The sequence below is a fragment of the Streptomyces niphimycinicus genome, from assembly GCF_018883605.1.
In the GTDB taxonomy this organism is placed as follows: Bacteria; Actinomycetota; Actinomycetes; order Streptomycetales; family Streptomycetaceae; genus Streptomyces; species Streptomyces niphimycinicus.
This window is the reverse complement of the sequence record NZ_JAHLEM010001281.1, coordinates 1-423: the sequence shown is the minus strand read 5'-3', so window position 1 is coordinate 423 and position 423 is coordinate 1. Positions and strand designations below refer to the sequence as shown.

General features: G+C 79.7%; 1 pseudogene. It reads right to left on the bottom strand.

The window, feature by feature from the left end:
- A pseudogene (locus KN815_RS52505) lies at nt 1–359 on the bottom strand (phosphoribosyltransferase); the annotation flags it as partial.
- Nucleotides 360–423: the final 64 nt, after the last annotated feature.

Here is a 423-nt window from a genome sequence, read left to right as displayed (position 1 = left end):
GGGGCGCCGACGGCGGGCGCGGCCGGGTGCGTGCCCCGGTCGCCCGTCGCTCCCTCCGAGCCATCGCCCCGACCCCGGAGCCCGTCCCCGGCGGGCGTGGCTCGGTGGTCCGGCACGGCATGGCCCCCCGGAGCCACCTGGACGTCGTCGGACAGCCCGTCCGGAGCAGGTGTCGCATGCCCCTTGGGCGACATCGGGGCACCGTCGACAGGCTCGGCCGGGTGCTCCGGCGCTTGCGCCAGCGCGTGCGCGAGGCGGGTGGCCATGGCGGGAAGGGCCGCTTCAAGGCGGGCGCGGTGGGCGGGGGTGAAGCCGTGGCGGCCGCCGTCCGGGAGCCCTTCGGGCCAACCGAGGTCCACGCGGACCACGGCCGGGCCCGCGTCGGGGGCGGCGCTTGCCGGGAGTGCGGAGGGGGTAGCGCCA